Here is an 18,988-nt window from a genome sequence, read left to right as displayed (position 1 = left end):
GGTTTAACTGCTTATCAATCCATTCAAAAAGCTCTCTCTATTGATGGCTCCCTTTTTTCCCCTAGTTGAGCAATTACAAAGAAGCAGCGATCGCAGATTATAGTAAGGTAATCGAGCTTAGTTACTATAATGCTAATGCCTACTACAATCGTGGTTTAGCCAAGTCTGACCTAGGACAAAAAGCAGAGGTGATCGCCGATTATCAAAAAGCCGCTGACTTGTACAAGTACCAAGGAAATACAAGTGATTACCAAGAGGCTATTAACAAAATTCAAGAATTATCAGCAGAGTAGCGAGTTAGAGATTGTTTTGAGAAACCGACCGAGGAGATTTTGCCTTTGGGGCATATTTATCAAGCCGATTTAATTGAACCGCACAACCGCTGCAATCGGTAGAGTAGATATCAACCCAATTGCTGCAATCCCTTACTGTGCAAATTCTGCTCGATGTGCTGCATTTCCTTCATATCCTCACCCGCAACTATCCCGTACATTTCCGTGTAGATTTTCCCGTATTTAACCTTCTCTAAAGCTGACAAGATTATCAAGTCCTTGCGATCGAGTTCTGGTTTCAGGGTGACAAGAATCGATTCCAAAGTCCCATCCATTCGCCAGTCACTGGAATATTTAGCCACCTCCTTTCCCCGCCCCAGTAAGGTATGGCGCTGTAAGCAAAGCGGAGTTGAGCCATTAACTCGGAAATTGGCATCAATGGCATACAACTGTCCCTCTGAGTCTTCCAGCACGTCGAAGCCAATTACGCCGAAATAACCCTGTTGGTGAGCATATTTACCAATAGCCGCAATCATCTCAAAAAACCTACTCATGTCGGTTTCGCGGTAGTGAATTAGTCCGCCTAAATAGCTGCCCTGTGGGGTGACAAGTTGGCTGGTAGTGCCGATGAGCCTGATATTTCCTGTTTTGCTGACATAGAACTGCACGCAATAGTTCTGCACTTCATTCTTGACGAATTCCGAGACAATAATCGTATCCACCAACTTAATATCGAGATATTTCCTCACTTCCTGCAAGCAGTAGTTCAGATCGCTGGCACTTTTGATAATATAAGTGCCTTCTCCAGAAAGTCCGTGGGATGTTTTAATCAAGTAGGGGAATTGCTCTGGTAACTGAATGCTTTCGAGATTGACTTCGTGCAGATTGTAGGTTTGGTATTTCGGACATTGCACCCCTAATTCTGCTAGCGTTGCTTTGCTGAGTAAGTGGTAGTGGATGTCGGGATGGACGGCGTGTTTTTCTGGTTTGAGATTGTCGAAGGGAAATAGACTGAGGAGTTTGTCAAAGCGATCGCTTACGCTGAGCTCTTCGAGATAAGTTGAGCAGTCTATCATCTCCATACTGCTGTTGCTGAAGCCCAAATGCTCCCGCCAATAGTCCATCAGCGAGTTCGGCGGCTGATTAATTATAATCCCTGGGATGGCATCGCCTAACACAGCCAGATTTTTCCAAGGTTCCTTCTGGCCAATCTTGTCGAAAGAAGTTTTGGTGGCTTCACTGCTGCCATCTTGAATAAAGTATTTTTGCCTGTTGGGATAAGCAGCCCAACTGGCAGTTGCAGGGTAATTTAAAATGAACGCATAACGTGCATCTGTGATGTCTGGAGCAAACAAATCGGAAAGAGAATTACCCTGAAAGTAAGGAAAGTCATATGTTGAGTTCATAGAAACATCCAAGTCGAGTTTGAATTGAACTGTTTTCCAGGCCACTAAATAGCTCGACACAATTAAAAGTAGGGTGGGCAATGCCCGCCCTACAAATTGAAAAAAAGTTTATTGATGTCCAGCTACTTAATACCTAGGAAAGAAGATATTAGTTGCGGAATTTTAACTCTCTCTAACTAGAGAGAATGCAATCTCAATAATTTCAACGATGGACGAGTTGTTTTTTCTTAGTGAACACAGCCACCTTGTCCATTTCTGAGGTTCTATAAGCACAAGCCATGTCCGTTGAATTATGCGCCCAGCCAACCCGCCCTTGAGGGTCTATGATGACGCACCCAGCTTCTCCTGCCACCTTAGATGCCAGAGTCTCAATTGCCATCTTCGCTGCTTCGTCTGGGTGCTTGCCGGACGCTAGAATGTCGATCGCCCTCTTAGCTAGAACTACTGGCATAATGGACTCGCCATCGCCTGTGGTCGAGCAAGCGCCCTGTTCATTTTCAGCAAACAAGCCTGAGCCAATAATGGCGCTGTCGCCGACGCGACCGGCGGGCTTATTCATAGTCCCGCCTGTTGAGGTACCGGCAACTAAAGTGCCACTACTATCCAAAGCTACACAACCAACGGTATTGGGACGGTCAATAACTTCTTTTTCCTCCTCCCACTCTTCCTCTTGCTCATCCGCGATTAAGTCTTCTTTTGTACACATCTCGGCTCCACTTTCTGCTGCAAAATGTTCTGCGTGATCCGCTACTAAGAACATGGGTTTTTTATCCATAATCTTTCGCGCCACTGAGATGGGATGGCGCACGCCTTGAACATTTGCGAGGGCTCCCCAAGCTAAGGAACCGCCTTCCATGATCGCTGCGTCTAGCTCTACCTCTCCCTGGTTGTTGAGAACCGATCCAAAGCCTGCGTTAAATGTCTGATCAGCTTCTAGAACCCGGATAGCTGCCTCAACAGCTTCTGCTGCCGTACCTCCCCTTGTGAGCACTGCCCAACCAGCTTCTGCTGCTGCGGTACAGCCTGCATTGTTGGCTGCAACCTTGTCTTCTGAGATGGTTTTTGCTCCACCGTGAACAATAATACTCAGTACCATAAATTTCCTTTTTTTATCTTAAGCTCTACTTAAAAATTCCTTATATCAATCAATTTTTAAGTAGTTTTTTTCTCTCTCTTAGTTTTATAGATTAGCGGTGTTTAATTTTGGGTTCTTCTATCTTCAGAGATAATTATTTTTGTCGAGCGTTGTGTTCCTTCAGACCTAGCTATTTACGAATTATTAATAGAGATGTGAGGAAAGTTATGTCAATAGTGTGAGGTAATTTGGCATCGAGTTAGTTAGGGAAATTGAAAGATGTAGGGAGTAAAGAGGGGGTAAAATTTAAGGCGATGCACTACACATTAACAGGCAAAATCGGTCAATGTGAAGAATGAGACTTTGAGAGAAAATAAGTGCGATCGGGCTTCACATCACTCTGAGCCTTTATACTTACCCGCCAAAAGCTCCCGCAGCCGCAACAAACTAGCCGTTTGCCCCAAATTCAGCGTTAGCAGCGACACTCCCTCCAACCGAGACTGCACCCAACCGTCGCCCCAATACCACTCGTGAAAAATGAAGATGAGATCCCCCTCAAAGAATGTAGCGATCGAGCTTTGGACTTTTATGATTAATCTAAATTGTATGGCCGATTTTTGATTTTTGTGCGATTTCTTAAAGTAGACTGACAGCGTTCCCAATAAATTTTAGCGACGGCATCGCTCTGATTCTGACGCCAACACTCGGCAAACAGCCGCGCCGCTTCCAATAATTTCCCTTCCGAGTAAATCGCCAAAGCTTTTGCAAAAAATTCCAGCGTAGCTAACTTGCCCGTTTTGATTTCTAGCGGGTCAGCATCAAACAAATGATCCAGGTCACATAACTCCCATGCCATCAATCATAGCTGACTGAATAATTGTATAAGCCTCTACCCAAGCTTTTTCAGTTTCAGGTGTCCACTCTAAACCCATCTGCGCTTTCAGGGATTGAATGAGCGCATTGCCCACAACAGGAAAATGTTCTACTGAAACGCCATATTTGGCATGAGTTGCACCTAATCCTTTAGCAAAAACATTAATTAGCTTAGGTTTCCGTAAATTTTCAATAATTATTTCTAAGCTTTGCCAAAGCTTTTCTTTTTGTTGTGCCATTCTTGTATTCATAAAAAGAGCTTTTATCTGAGAAGAACTATCAAAAAGTATTTCATAAAAATTACTTACAAATTCGTCAGATTTAGGCTTAATTAATGCTAAAGTTCTTTCTAATAGCTCGATGTTTAAACGGATAGTTTTTTGTTCACACCACTCCAAATAAATTTGAGCAACTTGATCGGAAGGGCAAAAGCTTAAACATTGAACAAAAAATTCTGTAGCTTCAATAAATTTTTGTTGACGGTATAAGCTCAAACCTCGATCAAATAATTTTTTTGTTGTTAATTTACCTCGCTTTGTTTCAGGAATATCTGCCTCAAAAACTTCATAAATTGTAGATAAGCTTACTTTTCCCTTAACACTAACTTGAGCAATCATCCGCATAGCATAGTTGCTAGGATTAGCTAATTTGTTAAAAGTCTGCTCTGTAATCAGTAAAGCAACACCATAAGTTTTTGTTAATCCTTCCACACGAGAAGCTAAATTCACCGCATCACTAATTACCGTCGTATCCATGCGATTTTGCCCGCCCACCGTGCCTAACATTAAATTCCCAGTATTAATGCCAATCCCAATCTTAATCGGGGCATAACCAGAATTTATGCGGTCTTGATTGTATACTTGAAGTTGATGCAGCATGGCAATACTAGCGTTTACTGCATTATCAGCCTCGCCGCTAAATAGCGCCATAATCGCATCACCAATATATTTATCAATAAAGCCATTATTTTCAATAATCGCCGATTCCATCCGAGATAAATAAGCATTAATAAAATGAAAATTGTCCTCTGGAGTCATACTTTCCGAAAGCGTGGTGAAGTCGCGAATGTCGGAAAATAGCACCGACATTTCTAACTGCACTTGGTCGCCCAATTCGACATCGACAATGCTTGGTTTCTCTAAAAAATGGAGGAATTGATTGGGGACGAAACGCTCGTAAGCTTTGTTTAGTTGGAATAGTTCATTGGTAAACCTTATTTGCTCAGTTTCTGCTTTTTTGCGCTCCGTGATATCTTGAAAGGCTACAATTGCATAAGAAATGTTGTCCTTTTCATCATAGATGGGAGTAGCCCAAGCCTCGATCGGAATAATCTTATTACCTTGGTGAATTTCCATATCCTCAGCGGTGGCACTTTCGCCGCTCAGCGCTCGCACAATTGGCAATTCTGCAGAGGAATATTCCTGATCTGTACCCGCTTTATACACTTGATACACCTCGGATTTTTGTTCGCTGGAGACGTTGCAAATAACTTCTTTACCTACTAATTGAATAGCAACGCGATTACTATAGTAAAATTTTCCAGAAGCATCCAGCACTGACACCCCCACTGGAATTGCTTCTAAAAATTGAGCGAGTCTGTTCTCACTTTCGCGGACTTCTGTATAAAGCTTAGAATTTTGGATCGAGATCGCCGCTTGTGCGGATAAAACTTTTAATAGTTCCACTCTTTCTGGCGTAAAAGCTCCGGCTGTTAGATTGTTTTCTAGGTAAACAATACTGACGATTTGAGCTTGGTTAATCAGCGGCACGCATAAAATTGATTTGGGCTGATGCTTGTGGATGTAGGGTTCGTTGGTAAATTGCCCCTCTCTGCCAGCATCATCTAGTACCACGCTTTCTTGAGTGCGGGCGACATAATTAACAATTGCGGAGGAAAGTTCTTGACAATCTTCAACGGGGATTGACTGCAACACGGTGACTTGTTGGGAATTTATTGTTCCTTCAGCTTCAATTAACAGCTTTTCTTGGCTGGACAAAATCAGATATCCTCTTTGCGCCCCTGCACTTTCCATCAAAATTTTTATCAAGCTGGACAGTAGGTTATCTAGTAAGATTTCGCCGGAAATCGCACTCGTAGCTTTCATGACTGTGGTGATATCTAAGTTAGATTCCGACGAACCAGTTGTCGTCACTATTGCCGTAGTTTTAGTGTTTTTATTTTTCCCTTGTATTGGTTTTAATAACTGTGGATATCGCGTCTCTAAATCCGTTACCTTAGCAGTGGCTCCCCATTGGATATAACAATAATACGCCTCAATCATGTAGAGTTGGGCAAATTTTTCTTTATCCCATTCTAGGTAAAATTTGGCTGCGAGTTCATTAGCTAATGCTTCTTCGTTGAGAAATTGATTTTCTTTAGCGAGGGAGATGGCGCGATCGTACATTTCAATCGCCTCAGCTTTATTACCCAAAACTCGATGTTTTTCGGCTTCAACCAAATACCACTTATGCAGATGATTCATAGGAGCATTTTGCGCCCACTGTTGTAGAGTCGTTTGATGGGTTTCCACAGAGGCAAGAATATCAGCTTGCTCGGTTTCAAGGTGTGTGGGTAAAAGCGCCAGATGCGTCAGGGCTGCATAGAAATGGAAAATGGGCACGTGAACCAATCCTGATAATGCCATCACACACTCTTTGGCTGAGCTAATGTAGTTTAGAGCAGCCGGATAATTACCAAAGGAATAGGCAAGCAGTAGTTTGTAGACGTAGATAAGGGCGATCGCACTGAATTCACGATCCTGATAGTGCTTAGGAATCATCACCGTTTCGTCATAGGCTTCGCCGATTAAGCAATCCGACAGAGTACGAACTTCCCTCAAGTTATGCAACATCTGCCGCTCCATATGCAAATAAGTCCGAGCCGAATATTGCTTCACCTGAGCCAAGGTAGCACTGTAGACAGCCAGTTCCGGTTCCCAAGTATCCAGTTCTACCCCACCGTAAAAGTTGATGTAGCTGTAAGTAGCTATGTTGTAGCCAGCGTTAAGAAAATCGCCAGTTTCCATGCCAGCCATAAAGCCCTCTTTCAGGGTTGGTATCCCTGCCCTCATAGCATTTTGATGATGCTGAATAAATGCCCCAAACATATTATGAGTAATGCACTTAAATTCTCGTGCATTGACCCGATCGAGCAATGAGAGTGCCAATTTACCAAAGCTATAACCCGTTTTTGCCTCTCCCAAAAAGGCACTTAATACAAGCCCGTGAATCGCATAGCCTACTGTTGATGCGGGTGCATTCCCAAAGGAGAGCGATAAACTTACCATGGTGGAGCTAAGTAGGGGTACTAAGCCGGGAATTCCCTGGAGAATGGGTGCAAATAACATGGCTAATATTGGCATAGCTGCCTGAGTCTGAGGATCACTCATCACAGGGAGATCGATTAGTTCCTCAATTTTTCTGCCGCTTAGTTGCTCCGCAAGGCTCTGTAGTGCTTTACCAATCAAGGTTTCGTCAGCTTCAGTGGGGAGTTCAACCCCCAATTGCCAGAGTGCATCTCTAGCTACTGCAATGGCTTCTAATGTCTTACTCTGTGCTGTCTGTGCGACGATTTGAATTTCGTAAATTTTGATTTTGTCTAAGATTGTCTGTGCATTCTGTAACACCCGTGCTGCCATCTGTTCCATGCCATCAAAGTCTGCATTCAAATAGGCGACTTCAGCGGCAGCAACATAGAGTTTTAGGGTTAATTCATACTGGCTTTGCCAACAGTTGGCTGTTAGTAATTGAATGCCTATTTGCAGATAAACTCTAGCTGCTGTGTAGGCGGTAGAACTTCTTGCCTTACCTCCCGCTTCTAAATTTAGTTGGGCTAAGGCTTCTCGTTCACTTAAGTGATTGATTAACTCAATTCCTTGATTTAAATGCCCCACCATATCAAACAGTTTTTCCTCTCTTTCTATGTCCGAATATTTGTGTAGTAGTAACTGTCCAATTTTGAGATGAGTGGCTTTTTTTTTGTTTTCGGGTATTAGGGAATAAGCTGCTTGCTGGACGCGATCGTGCAGAAACTTATAAGTTGGATTAGCAACAGACCCAGGAGGGAATTGAGCATCTGTTTGAGGGAAGCATTTATAGCCTTCTGCAATCACTAAAATGAGTCCTTCTTGCAATGCTCTCCAGAGTGATGATGCAGTTTGTTCTGGTAATTCTTCGCTAACTACTGCCAATGTCTCTAAATCAAACTGCGCCCCTATGCAAGCCGCCAGTTTGAGAACATCCTGACTTTCGGCAGGCAACTTCTGCAATTGCACCGCCATCAACTCCACCACATCCGAGGCATGGGCAAGTCTAGCTTGAGCAATATCGCACTGCCAATGCCGTACATTCCAGTCAAAAATAATTTGACCATCTTCATACAAGGCTTTGAGGAATTGAGTTGAGAAAAAAGGATTTCCTTGGGTTTTTTGATAAACCAATTCTGTCAAGGGCCCGGCCAAGGATAAATCGCAAATCAGCGTATCTGCTACCAACTGATTGATATCTGCTAAACTCAACGGTTGCAGGGTAATCGTATTCACAGTGGCTCCCGACTTCACAATCTCATCTACAGTCAACATAAACGGATGAGCCGATGATACCTCATTATCTCGATAAGCACCCAATACCAACAGATGTCCCGTATCCTCCATCAACAGTTGTAGCAATTTCAGCGATGCCGAATCCGCCCACTGCAAATCGTCCAGAAACATCACTAAGGGATGTTCTGCTTGGGTAAATACTTGCACAAATTTCTGCATCAGCAGATTGAAGCGATTTTGGGCCGCACTCCCGGACAATTCTAGTGCAGCCGGTTGAGCGCCAATGATGTGTTCTAATTCAGGAATTACGTCAATCAAGACTTGCCCACTCTCGCCTACTTCGGTGAGGATCAGGGTTTTCCATCTGTGTAACTGAGCGTCACTTTCTGATAACAATTGTCCCATTAATTCCCGAAATGCTTGCACAAATGCTGAGAAAGGAATATTGCGTTGAAATTGGTCATATTTACCTTTGATAAAATAGCCACGCTGTCTGGCGATCGGCTTGTGGACTTCGTTCACTACTGCGGTTTTACCAATCCCAGAGAAGCCAGCTACTAGCATCATTTCGGCGCTACCTGTACTAACTCGTTCAAAGGCATTTAATAGATTGAAAACTTCAGTTTCCCTGCCGTATAACCTTTCAGAAATCAGGAAACGGTCGGTAATATCCCGTGTTCCCAAGGCAAACATCTCAATATTACCTGTTGCTTGGAATTTAAAAAGACAAGTTTCTAAATCCTGCTTGATTCCCAAGGCAGTTTGATAACGGTTTTCCGCATTTTTGGCCATCAGCTTGCGGACAATTTGAGACACAATTAGGGAAATTTCTGGCTCGATTTCGTGTGCAGGAACTGATTGTCTGGCAATATGGCAGTGAACTAGCTCTAAAGCATCTTCTGTCTCAAAAGGCAATTTTCCTGTCAGCAATTCGTAGAAGGTGACGCCGAGGGAGTAAAAATCAGCTCGATAATCGACAGAGCGATTCATTCTGCCAGTTTGTTCTGGTGAGATGTAAGCAAGGGTTCCTTCCAGAATGCCGGGGTTTTTCAGTATCGGTGTTTCTCGGCTTAGCTGAGTGGAAATACCAAAGTCAATAATTTTTAATTGTTCCGTTTCCGGGTTGTAAACAATATTAGAAGGGTTAATCTGTTTGTGGATAATATTGGCGCTGTGAATTTGCCCTAATGCTTCCGTGGTGGCGATCGCAATTTGCAAAAATTCCTCCAGAGTAAACTTGCGCTGCTGCATCCAAATTGTCAAGGATTCGCCGCCAAAGTCCTCCACAAACATCACGAGGCTGTTTTGGTATTTTTGCAAGTCATAAACTTGTATGACTCCCGCCTCTTTCAGCTCTTGGGTGATGCGGTATTCGGTGCGGTAGCGCACCAATTCTTGAGGTGTGGGGTAGCTTTCTTTGAGGAGTTTGAGAATAATTGGCTGGTTATCCGCTTCCCGAATCGCCCGGTAAACCAGAGAGTTGACACTTTCGTAAAGCAGCGTCTGGACAGCAACGCCTGGAATAGAGAGCATATTGGTTTTTATAGTAAAAATTAAAGCTAACTCAAAACGCACCAGCTTTGTCTAGAGCATAGCGCGTTAGAAAGGAAAAAATTTTGTTTTTGTAACAAATGTTGAGTTTTTCCGGTAGCAGCCTGCAAATACTTTGTGGTAGCCCCGATTTCGATCGCCTAGTTGGTATGGTGCGTCAACAGTCGATCGCACTTTTGCTGTGATTTTCAGGTATAGCAACCGCTTAATTTAAATTGTGTAGCCTGTCTTTGATTTTTGTGCGAGTCACCAATGCAGACTCACAGCGTTCCCAGTACATTTTAGCCACGCGATCGCCCGGATTCTGACGCCAACACTCGGCAAACAGCCGCGCCGCTTCAAATAACTTCCCTTCCGAGTAAAGTGCCCTAGCTTCTACAAACAATTCCAGCGTAGCTAATTTGCCCTGTTTAATTTCTGGCGGATCAGCATCAAACACCTCATAAATCGTCACAGCTTCAGATTTTCCCTTCACTTTTACCGTGTCTAGAGTGCGGATTGCGTACTGAGATGGATTTTTCAGGCGCGCATAAGTTGGCTGAGTAATTAACAGCGAAACGCCATAATTTTTTGTCAAACTTTCCACGCGAGAAGCTAAATTAACCGCATCACTAATTACTGTCCCATCCATGCGATTTGGTCCTCCCACAGTTCCCAGCATCAAAGAACCCGTATTAATCCCAATTCCAATCTGAATCGGCGCACAGCCAGCGTTAGCGCAGTATTCATTGTATTCAGCGAGACGGTGCAGCATCGCAATTCCCGCTTTCACCGCATTATCCGCCTCGCCGCTAAATAGCGCCATAATCGCATCGCCAATATATTTATCAATAAACCCCTTATTTTGATTAATCACGGGTTCCATGCGAGAAAGATAAGAATTGATAAATTTGAAATTATCCTCCGGCGTCATAGTTTCCGAAAGCGTGGTGAAGTCGCGAATGTCGGAAAACAACACCGACATTTCTAACTGCACTTGGTCGCCCAATTCCACATCAATGATGCTTGATTTCTCTAAAAACTGGAGGAATTGATGGGGGATGAAGCGCTCGTAAGCTTTGTTTAGTTGAGCCAGCCTGCTTTCATTTTCGCGGACTTCTGTATAAAGCTTAGAATTTTGAATCGATATCGCCGCTTGTCCAGATAAAACTTTTAATATTTCCACTCTTTCTGGGGTAAAAGCTCCCGCTGTCAAATTGTTTTCTAGGTAAACAATACTAATGATTTGAGATTGATTAATCAGCGGCACACATAAAATTGATTTGGGCTGATGCTTTCGGATGTGGCGGTCGTTGGTAAATTGTCCCGATCGGGCAGCATCATCTAGTACAACGCTTTCTTGAGTGCGGCTCACATAATTGACAATTGCAGAGGAAAGTTCTTGACAGGTTTCAACGGGGATTGACTGCAACACGGTGACGAGTTCGTCATCGATTGTCCCTTCAGCTTCAATGAACAGTTGTCCCTGGCTTACCAAAATCAGATAGCCTCGTTGCGCCCCTGCATTTTCTATCAAAATTTTCATCAAGCTAGACAGTAGCTTATCTAGCATGATTTCTCCAGAAATCGCATGAGAAGCCTTCATAACTGCGCTGATATCTAGGTGATTCCCCGAACCAGTTGTTGTCATTGCTACGGTAGTTTGAGTGTTGTTCCTTCCAGGTTGAGTTACCGCGAATAATTGGGGATATCGCGTTTCTAAATCTGTTACCTTAGCAGTGGCTCCCCATTCAACATAACAATAATACGCCTCAAATATGTAGGCTTGAGCAACTTTTGTTTTGCCCCATTCCCCGTAGAATTTGGCTGCTAGTTCGTTGGCCAGGGCTTCGTCATTAACATATTTGTTTTCTTTGGCTCCTTCAATTGCGCGATCGTACATTTCAATCGCCTCGGCTTTATTGCCCAACACCCGTTGCCGTTCTGCTTCCACTAAATACCATTTATGCAGATAATTCATCGGAGCATTTTGCACCCACTGTTGCAGCGTGCTTTGATGGGTTTCCACTAAGGCAATAATGTCAGTTTGATCAATTGCTGGCTGTGTGGGAAAAAGTGCCAGGTGCGTCAGGGCGGCATAAAAATGAAAAATGGGAACAAAAGCCGATCCCGATACTCCCATCAAATACTGTTTGACTTGGGAAATATGGTCTAGGGCAGCCGTGTAATTGCCATAGCAGTAAGCAAGCAGCAGTTTGAAGATGCAGGCACAGGCGATCGCCGTAAATTCATTATCCTGATAGTGCTTGGGAATCATCACCGTTTCATCGTAGGCAGATCCTATTAACAAATCCGGCCGAGTATGGGTTTCCCTCAAGTTTTGCACCGTCTGCTGAATCATATCCAAATAAATCCGCGCAGAATATTGTTTCAACTGCGCCATTACCGCCCTATAACTTGCTATTTCTGGTTCCCAAGTTTCTAGTTCTACACCAGCGAATAAATGAGTATAAAAGCAAATATATATGTTGTAGCCAGCGTCTACAAAGTCGCCTGTTTCCATACCAAACCTATAGCCCTCTTTCAGCGTCGGTATCGTTGCCAAAAGAGATTCTTGGCGATGCTGAATCCAGCCACCAAACAAAAGTAGAACTGTGGACTTGAATTCGGGTACATTCAACCTATCCAGCAATGAAAGTGCCAATTGCCCAAAGCCATAGCCCGTTTCCACCTCTTGGAAAAAGGCACAGAAAACCATCCCGTGCATCGCATAACCCACCGTCGATGCGGGTGCATTCCCAAAGGAGAGCGATAAACTCACCATCGTGGAGCTCAGCAGGGGCAGCAAACCGGGCATTCCCTGGAAAATGGGTGGAAACAACATACCAGACAGTTGCATAGCTGCCTGAGTCTGTGGATTTGTCATCAGAGGTAGGTCAACCAATTCCTCAATCTTTCTGCCGCCGAGGAGGGCCGCAAGGGCTTGTAGCGCTTTGCCAATCTTGGCTTCATCAGGTTCGGCAGGAAGTTCAATCCCCAATTGTAAGAGTGCGTCTCTTGCTACTGCGATCGTTTCTAACACCTTGCTCTGGGCTGTCTGAGCGGCAATTTTAATTTCGTAAATTTTAACTCGATCTAAAATTGTTTGGGCTTCTTGCAAAACCAGTGCTGCCATCTGTTCCATACCATCAAAGTCACCATTCAAATAGGCAATTTCAGCAGCAGCAACATAAAGATTTAGCGCCAATTCATATTGAGTTTGCCAGCATTGAGGTGTCAGTAGCTCAATTCCCGTTTGTAGATAGATATTTGCCGCAGTGTAGGCGGTAGAATTTCTAGCCTTACGTCCAGCTTCTAAGTTGAGTAGGGCTAAGGCTGAGCGTTCACTTAATTGATGGATTAACTCAATTCCTTGATTTAAATGCCCCACAATATCAAATATTTTTTCTTCTGTTTCTATCTCGGAAGAACTTTGTAGCAGTAACTGTCCGATTCTCAGATGGGTGGCTTGTTTTTGGTCGTCAGGAATCAATGAATAAGCCGCTTGCTGGACGCGATCGTGCAGGAACTTATAAGTGGGATTAGCAATAGACTGATTCGGGGATTGAGCATCTGCTTTAATGAAGTTATAGCCTTCTGAAATCACTAAAATGAGTCCTTCTTGCAAGGCTTTCCACAGCGCTGATTCCGTTTGTTCTGGTAATTCTTCGCTGACTACTGCCAATGTCTCTAAATCAAACTGCGCCCCAATGCACGCGGCAAGTTTGAGAACATCCTGAGTTTCGGCAGGCAACTTCTGCAATTGCGCCGCCATAAACTCCACCACATCCGAGGCGTCGGCAAATTTAACTTGATTAATATCGCACTGCCACCCCCCTTTGCTGCCCCCCTTACTAAGAGGAGATTGAGGGGGGTTAAAAATAATTTGACCATCTTCATGTAACGCCTTGAGGAATTGAGCCGAGAAAAAGGGATTACCTTGGGTTTTTTGATAAACCAATTCTGTCAGGGGGGCGGCTAAAGATAAATCGCAAATCAGCGTATCTGCTACCAACTGATTGAGATCAGCTAAACTCAACGGTTGCAGGGTAAGCGTATTCACCACTGCCCCTGACTTCACAATCTCATCCACAGTCAACATAAACGGATGAGCCGGTGATACCTCATTATCCCGATAAGCACCCAATACCAACAGATGCCCCGTATCTTCCATCAATAGTTGTAATAACTTCAAAGATGCTGAATCTGCCCACTGCAAATCGTCCAAAAACATCACTAAGGGATGTTCTGCTTGGGTAAATACTTGCACAAATTTCTGCATTAGCAGATTGAAGCGATTTTGGGCGGCACTACCCGACAATTCTAGTGCAGGACGTTGAGCGCCAATGATGTGTTCTAATTCAGGAATTACGTCAATCAAGACTTGCCCACTCTCGCCTACTGCTGTGAGGATCAGGGTTTTCCATCTGTGTAACTGAGCGTCACTTTCTGATAATAATTGTCCCATCAATTCCCGAAATGCTTGCACAAATGCCGAAAAGGGAATATTGCGTTGAAATTGGTCGTATTTGCCTTTGATAAAATAGCCACGCTGTCGGGCGATCGGCTTGTGGACTTCGTTCACTACTGCGGTTTTACCAATGCCCGATAAGCCAGCTACTAGCATCATTTCGGCACTAGCATTACGAACTCTTTCAAAAGCTTTTAATAGATTATCAACTTCAGTTTCTCTGCCGTATAACTTTTCGGGTATCAAGAAATGGTCTGTAAGATCCAGCGTTCCCAAGTCAAATTCTTCTATGCTGTCCGTTTGTTGTAATTGAACCAGACACATTTCTAAGTCCTGCTTAAGACCCAATGCAGTTTGATAGCGATTTTCCGCATTTTTAGCCATCAGCTTGCTGACAATTTGAGACACAGTTAGGGGGATTTCTGGTTCGATTTCGTGCGGTGGAACTGGCTGTCTGGCAATGTGGCAGTGAACTAGCTCTAAAGCATCTTCTGTCTCAAAAGGCAGTTTTCCTGTCAGCAATTCGTAGAAGGTGACGCCGAGCGAGTAAAAGTCCGTGCGGTAATCGATAGAGCGATTCATCCTACCAGTTTGTTCCGGCGAGATGTAAGCGAGGGTTCCTTCTAAAACGTTGGGATTTTTCAGGGTTGGCATTTCTCGCGTTAGCTGAGTGGAAATGCCAAAGTCGATAATTTTGATCTGTCCGGTCGCTGGATTGAATACTATATTAGAAGGGTTAATATCTTTGTGGATAATATTGGCGCTATGAATTTGCCCTAAAGTTTCAGTAGTGGCGATCGCCATTTGCAGAAATTCCTTGAGGCTAAACTTTCGCTGCTGCATCCATATTTTCAAGGATTCCCCGCCAAAGTCCTCCACAAAAATCACGAGGCTGTTTTGGTATTTTTGCAAGTCATACACTTGCACGACTCCCACCTCTTTCAGCTCTCGGGTGATGCGGTATTCGGTGCGGTAGCGTAATAATTCTTGAGGTGTGGGGTAGCTTTCTTTGAGCAGTTTGAGGATGAGCGGTTGGTGATCCGCTTCCCGAATCGCCCGGTACACCAGAGAGTTGGCACTTTCGTAAAGCAACTTCTGGACGGCAATGCCTGGAATGGAGAGCATATTTATTTTTTTGGTAAAAATTAACGTCCAGTCAAAACACCCCGGGTTCGTTGTGTCGAAAATAGCGCTTTAGAAAGGAACAAATTATGTTTTTATAACACACTCTTAGTTTTTCGGCAGCGAAGTGGCTTTCAGGTGGTCTGGCAGAGGAAGGGTAAGAAGTTATAATGCGACGTATCTAACCCTTGTTAATTCTCAAATCCATGAATTGTCCCACTTTCGGTTCTCCAAACATCTTTAAAAATTTTTCCACCCCCAGCGCTCAGCAAAACTTTAAATGTATATATTGTCACAGGCAGTTTGGTTAAAAGCCCAGACATCAAAGGATTTCAGAAGAAACAAAAAAATTGAGAGATCAGCTTTTATTAGAAACAATCTCTGGACTCGCGATTGTCAAAGTTACGAGGGTATCCCCCCGCTAGTTCCAATACTATGTGTTTTTCAACAATTAGCATCAGTCCCCCGGAAAGTTCAAGTAAAGTCAAAAAAACCAGGCAAGCTAACGATCCAAGATGATGAAATGTAGTAGTTGGTAGACAATAAGGCTAACAAGCAATGAAAATAGCTGCCAATTGATGCCTTACCCAAAGAAATTAGAGGGGTTTATAGCAATCCTACATGAGTCGTAATTTTTTTACCCAACCCCAACCATCCCCTTCGTAAGGATAGGGAGTAAAAAATTCACAAATGATTTAGGATGGCTATATATAGGAAGTCGAGTTGAAATGGGTGCTAAAGGTTTTTGGGATTCCCTCCCAGGAGTTTACAGACAATGTGCCGTCTATTATACAGATTTTTTGGTCGCATATAAAAAAGTTTTGCCTCGCCAGCGACACAAATCTGTGAGGAAAGATACGGGCAAAACTTCTGATATCGAAAGATGCAAGAACTCCCTGATGTACAGGATATCTCGCTATTGTTGTAAGAAAGAGTCTTTCCTAATCTAAAAAGATATCCAATCGTGTGGGAGCCTTGTGGTATTTTATTCATCATTACAACGCTTCTTTATCCCTAAAAGGATTGAGAATTTTTCGTTGCTATGCAGAACTACCAGACTTTGTTCTCATGATTTTGGAGAGTCATTGATCTAGTTCCGCTTACCCTTGCCGGCTACAAACTCCCGCAGCCGAAGTAAACTAGCAGTTTGCCCCAAATTCAGTGGCAGCAGCGACACTCCCTCCAACCGAGACTGCACCCAACCATCGCCCCAATACCACTCGTGAAATCCGTCAATTCCCTGACTCAATAACAGCCGCAGACAATTGTGCTCAACAATATCAACGTGATGCTGAACTGCCACGGGGCCCAGCCAACTTGTAAAGGTCAAACCTTGAGCAAATTCTTCCGGCAAACCGCTAGACAACTGCTGCGGCCACAGCCACTGCTGCAATTGAGTTGGACGCAACAAGCTGTCTCTAATCGCTGTTTCGGAAGCTTCAAGCTCAATCCGCAGGTTGCTTTGTTGAAAATTACCTAGCATAGCAATTTGAAATTTTATATAGGAGCTTAACGTAACTTAAATGTAACGTAATTGCACCGAGTTCGATCGACAAGCGCGATCGCACCCTCTGAAAATTCCCCTACATTTAGTAAAAAAAATTTACCTATTTGGAGAGCGGCTGGGGAGTAAAACTAGAAACAACTGCCACAATCCGCGCTGCCACAATCGAGTCCACAACAATCCGCGCCGCTACAATCGAGCCCCGAACAATCCGCGCCACGACAATCGAGCCCCGAACAATCCGCGCTGCCACAATCGAGTCCCGAACAATCCGCGCCGCTACAATCGAGTCCCGAAATACATTCCGAGATTCCACAATCTAGCCCTTCAATACAGTAATTTTCACCCTGAGAGCTTCTGCGAGGAGTTTCCCCCTGAGATTTTGGTCGATCGGATTTTGGTTCATCGTTACCCTCGAAATTGGAGTCTTCACAGCCAGATTCACTGCTAAACCGGACTTTCAAGATGTGATTCGCGCGTTTGCAAGCCGCAAACCGGCGGCGCGATGCTTTGATCGCCCCAAACAAACCCAATTTGGCGATCGCGCCCTTGATATACTGCGAGCAAGACTCCCCCCCGTACAGCACTCGGTGAGCGCAGGAAAACCCTTTTATCGGCGAGATGTGTTTCTGGTATCCGCTAATAGAAGCTACAGCTAAGTGTCGGAGGGCTGCATCAAAGATAGGCGTTTGCATAGGTTTCCCATACGTTAGATATTTCCTTCCTGCTAAAAACTACAACCAACAGCTCAACAATTCCCTGCGCCCGAACCATCGCCCCAAACCCGATTTTCGTATCGAACTGTTAAGCTCTGTTTCATTTCATTGAAATCTCCCCTGCTTCACGCCACCTCATCCCAAGTCCGTGATACCATCACACCTGAGTAATGCCTATAGAAAAAAACTGGAGAGAAAAGCTTTGACACTAAGGGTTGCAGTAGTAGGTTCAGGCCCTGCGGGTTCTTCCGCCGCCGAAACATTGGTAAAAGCAGGCATCGAAACATACCTATTCGAGCGTAAATTAGACAACGCCAAACCCTGCGGTGGGGCGATTCCCCTGTGCATGGTCAGCGAATTTGACTTGCCGCAAAGTATTATTGACCGCCAAGTCAGAAAAATGAAAATGATCTCCCCCTCCAACGTCGAGGTGGACATCAATATTGAAAACGCACACGAATACATCGGTATGTGCCGCCGCGAAGTGCTCGATGGCTTCATGCGCGATCGCGCCGCTTCGTTGGGTGCAAAACTAATTAACGGCACCGTTCACAAATTAGAAATTCCCGGCAACAATACAGACCCCTACACTCTCCACTATGCCGACCACTCCGACGGCAGCGCAATGGGAATTCAGAAAACTCTGAAAGTCGATTTGGTAATTGGGGCTGACGGTGCTAACTCTCGCGTAGCAAAGGCGATCGACGCTGGTGATTACAATTATGCGATCGCCTTCCAAGAGCGCATCCGCCTGCCAGAAGATAAAATGGCTTACTACCACGACTTAGCCGAAATGTACGTCGGCGATGACGTATCTACCGACTTCTACGCTTGGGTGTTCCCCAAATACGACCACGTAGCCGTCGGCACCGGCACGATGAAAGTAAATCAAGCCAGTATCAAAAAGCTGCAAGCAGGCATCCGCGCCCGCGCTGCCAAAAAACTGATGGGCGGTGAGATTATTAAAGTGGAAGCTCACCCCATCCCGGAACATCCGCGTCCCCGCCGGGTTGTCGGCCGAGTTGCTCTCGTAGGCGATGCTGCAGGTTACGTTACCAAGTCTTCCGGCGAAGGTATCTATTTTGCTGCCAAGTCTGGCCGGATGTGTGCCGAAACTATTGTGGAGATTTCCAATAAAGGCGCGCGCATTCCTACTGAAGAGGAAATTAAGATTTACCTGAAGCGGTGGGATAAAGCCTACGGCATTACTTACAAAGTTCTGGACATTTTGCAGCGCGTGTTTTACCGTTCCGACGCTACCCGCGAAGCTTTTGTGGAAATGTGTGCCGATCGCGATGTGCAAAAGCTCACATTCGATAGCTACTTGTATAAAACCGTGGTACCGGCTAATCCTTTCATTCAGATGAAGATTACTGCGAAAACCATTGGTAGCTTGTTGCGTGGGAATGCTTTAGCGCCTTAATTCCCTGCGGGTAAACGCACTTTGTATAAAAAAAGCGAGCAGTTTTGTGACTGCT

Annotated in this window: 9 protein-coding genes; 2 read left to right on the top strand and 7 right to left on the bottom strand. The window is 44.4% G+C overall.

Annotated elements, in window-relative coordinates; translation table 11 throughout:
• The first annotated feature begins 65 nt into the window (after positions 1–65).
• Positions 66–293, top strand: coding sequence for a hypothetical protein (locus QUA24_RS12045; RefSeq protein WP_333229895.1), 228 nt, complete (start codon positions 66–68; stop codon positions 291–293).
• 110 nt (positions 294–403) lie between these two features.
• Here QUA24_RS12045 and QUA24_RS12040 read toward each other — a convergent pair whose 3' ends face one another.
• From QUA24_RS12040 to yidD, 7 genes are all read right to left on the bottom strand, one after another.
• Entirely contained in the window at positions 404–1,678 is a 1,275-nt protein-coding gene (locus tag QUA24_RS12040) for a carbamoylphosphate synthase large subunit (RefSeq protein ID WP_333229893.1), read from the bottom strand.
• 202 nt (positions 1,679–1,880) lie between these two features.
• Positions 1,881–2,774 (bottom strand): isoaspartyl peptidase/L-asparaginase family protein, encoded by an 894-nt coding sequence (locus QUA24_RS12035; protein WP_333229891.1) that lies wholly within the window; start codon positions 2,772–2,774, stop codon positions 1,881–1,883.
• A 571-nt stretch (positions 2,775–3,345) separates the two neighbouring features.
• Entirely contained in the window at positions 3,346–3,609 is a 264-nt protein-coding gene (locus tag QUA24_RS12030; protein ID WP_333229900.1) for a hypothetical protein, read from the bottom strand.
• Positions 3,590–9,700, bottom strand: a complete 6,111-nt coding sequence (locus tag QUA24_RS12025) for an AAA family ATPase (RefSeq protein ID WP_333229889.1) — start codon at positions 9,698–9,700, stop codon at positions 3,590–3,592. The genes QUA24_RS12030 and QUA24_RS12025 overlap by 20 nt, the downstream gene beginning before the upstream one ends.
• A 223-nt stretch (positions 9,701–9,923) precedes the next feature.
• Positions 9,924–15,293, bottom strand: a complete 5,370-nt coding sequence (locus tag QUA24_RS12020) for an AAA family ATPase (protein ID WP_333229887.1) — start codon at positions 15,291–15,293, stop codon at positions 9,924–9,926.
• A gap of 1,087 nt (positions 15,294–16,380) precedes the next feature.
• Positions 16,381–16,773 carry a hypothetical protein gene (locus QUA24_RS12015; RefSeq protein WP_333229885.1) on the bottom strand — a complete coding sequence of 131 codons (393 nt, stop codon included), beginning with the start codon at positions 16,771–16,773 and terminating at the stop codon, positions 16,381–16,383.
• A gap of 152 nt (positions 16,774–16,925) precedes the next feature.
• Positions 16,926–17,489, bottom strand: coding sequence for a membrane protein insertion efficiency factor YidD (yidD, locus tag QUA24_RS12010; RefSeq protein ID WP_333229883.1), 564 nt, complete (start codon positions 17,487–17,489; stop codon positions 16,926–16,928).
• A 223-nt stretch (positions 17,490–17,712) separates the two neighbouring features.
• On the opposite strand from yidD, the gene chlP reads away from it, so the two are divergent.
• Positions 17,713–18,933 carry a geranylgeranyl reductase gene (gene chlP / locus QUA24_RS12005; protein WP_172186475.1) on the top strand — a complete coding sequence of 407 codons (1,221 nt, stop codon included), beginning with the start codon at positions 17,713–17,715 and terminating at the stop codon, positions 18,931–18,933.
• The last annotated feature ends 55 nt before the right edge of the window (positions 18,934–18,988 follow it).

Origin of the sequence: Microcoleus sp. Pol12B5 (assembly GCF_036701335.1) — a bacterium.
Classification (GTDB): domain Bacteria; phylum Cyanobacteriota; class Cyanobacteriia; order Cyanobacteriales; family Microcoleaceae; genus Microcoleus.
Note: the sequence above shows the minus strand (reverse complement) of the source record. Positions and strands in the feature narration are given on the sequence as shown.